The following is a 1,825-nucleotide window of genomic DNA, read 5'->3' on the forward strand; positions in this document are numbered from 1 at the left end:
GGTTTTGCATTGCTTGCAACCAAAATTGCTTCCTTGCGTATCGTTGTTGGTGTATTTGGTGGTATGACAGCAATGTCACTTATCTTCAATATGATCGGCTCTGACACTAACCCTATGTTTGCAATGCCTTTTTATTGGCATCTTGTTATTGGTGGTTTTGCGTTCGGGATGTTTTTTATGGCAACAGACCCAGTATCCGCATCAATGACTAACCAAGGTAAGTTTGTATTTGGTGCGCTCATCGGTGTAATGGTTGTTTTAATACGTGTTGTTAACCCTGCATTCCCTGAAGGCATGATGTTGGCAATATTGTTCGCTAACCTGTTCGCACCATATATTGACCACTTGGTAATGCAAGCGAATATCAAGAGGAGATTGGCACGTGTCTAGTAAAGAAACGGTAGGAAAAACTATTACGGTTGCATTTTTGCTCTGTATTGTCTGTTCGATTGTAGTAGCGGGCTCTGTTGTACTGTTAAAGCCAATACAAGAGAAGAACAAGGCGCTAAACCTTAAAGCTAATATTTTGGCTGCCGCAGGCTTATTGGTTGAGGGCGCTTCGGCGACTGAAATTGAGAATGCCTTCTCTGCGATTAAGCCAATGTTGGTTGACTTGGATAGCGGTGAATATGTCGAGGCTTCTGCAGTAAATAAGGAAAATGTCCTTGATTACGACCAGAGAAAAGCGGCTAAAGATCCAGCCTTTTCAACAACTCTTTCGCGAGCTGACGACGTTGCAGGTATCAAGCGTAGAGTTAAGTTCGCCAAGATCTACTTGGTTGAAGATGCCGGAAAGATTGAAACGATCATTCTTCCTGTAAGCGGTTATGGCTTATGGTCGACACTGCATGGTTTCTTGGCTTTGGAGGGCGATGCTAATACAGTCGTTGGGCTTGGCTTCTATGAGCATGCCGAGACTCCTGGCTTGGGTGGTGAGGTTGATAATCCGCGCTGGAAAGCGATTTGGCCGGGTAAAAAGGTCTACGACTTCGCGTCTAGCGATCAGCCAAAGCTTGGCTTGATTAAAGGCGCAGTTGATAAAAGTCGAGCTGATGCCGAATACATGGTAGACGGTCTATCTGGTGCTACTTTGACTAGTGTGGGTGTGACTAACCTTATTCAATATTGGACTGGCGAGCAGGGATTCCAAAAGTACCTGAATCGCTTGCGTGAAGGAGCTTAAGAATGAGTGATGTAACAGCAAAAAAAGTTCTTTTTGAACCAGTTTTTAGCAATAACCCTATCGCACTTCAAATCTTAGGTATTTGTTCTGCGTTAGCCGTTACCACTAGTATGGAGCTATCGGTTGTTATGGGCTTGGCTGTATGTGCAGTATGTGGCCTATCTAACTTGTTTGTATCCGTAATTCGTAGCCAAATACCTTCGAACATACGAATCATTGTTCAAATGACTATCATTGCTTCGTTGGTAATTGTTGTTGATCAGGTTCTCAAGGCCTATGCCTATGAACTTAGTAAGCAGCTTTCAGTTTTTGTGGGCTTGATTATCACGAACTGTATCGTAATGGGGCGTGCTGAAGCGTTTGCAATGCAAAATGGCCCAGGCATGAGTTTCCTGGATGGCATAGGTAATGGTTTAGGATATGCCGTTATTTTGCTATTAGTCGCTTTTGTACGTGAATTGTTTGGTTCAGGCATGTTGTTTGGCATCGAGCTTATGCCTACCGTTAACAATGGTGGCTGGTATGTACCTAATGGTATGTTGCTGCTTCCTCCAAGTGCTTTCTTTATCATCGGTTTGCTTATTTGGGGCTTAAGGCAATGGAAGAAAGATCAGGTAGAGCCTGCTGATTACAAAATCTCGT

Annotated in this window: 3 protein-coding genes; all 3 read left to right on the forward strand. The window is 43.7% G+C overall.

What is annotated here, in order from left to right:
- A partial coding sequence (locus A3729_RS16895) for an RnfABCDGE type electron transport complex subunit D (RefSeq protein WP_197475890.1) occupies positions 1 to 390 on the forward strand: 390 nt, incomplete at its 5' end.
- Positions 383 to 1,183, forward strand: coding sequence for a Na(+)-translocating NADH-quinone reductase subunit C (locus A3729_RS16900; RefSeq protein ID WP_068506472.1), 801 nt, complete (start codon positions 383 to 385; stop codon positions 1,181 to 1,183). The genes A3729_RS16895 and A3729_RS16900, both read left to right, overlap by 8 nt.
- 2 nt (positions 1,184 to 1,185) lie before the next feature.
- Positions 1,186 to 1,825 (forward strand): NADH:ubiquinone reductase (Na(+)-transporting) subunit D (locus tag A3729_RS16905; RefSeq protein WP_068634106.1); only part of this gene is annotated, 640 nt, incomplete at its 3' end.

Source organism: Oleiphilus sp. HI0043 (assembly GCF_001634935.1).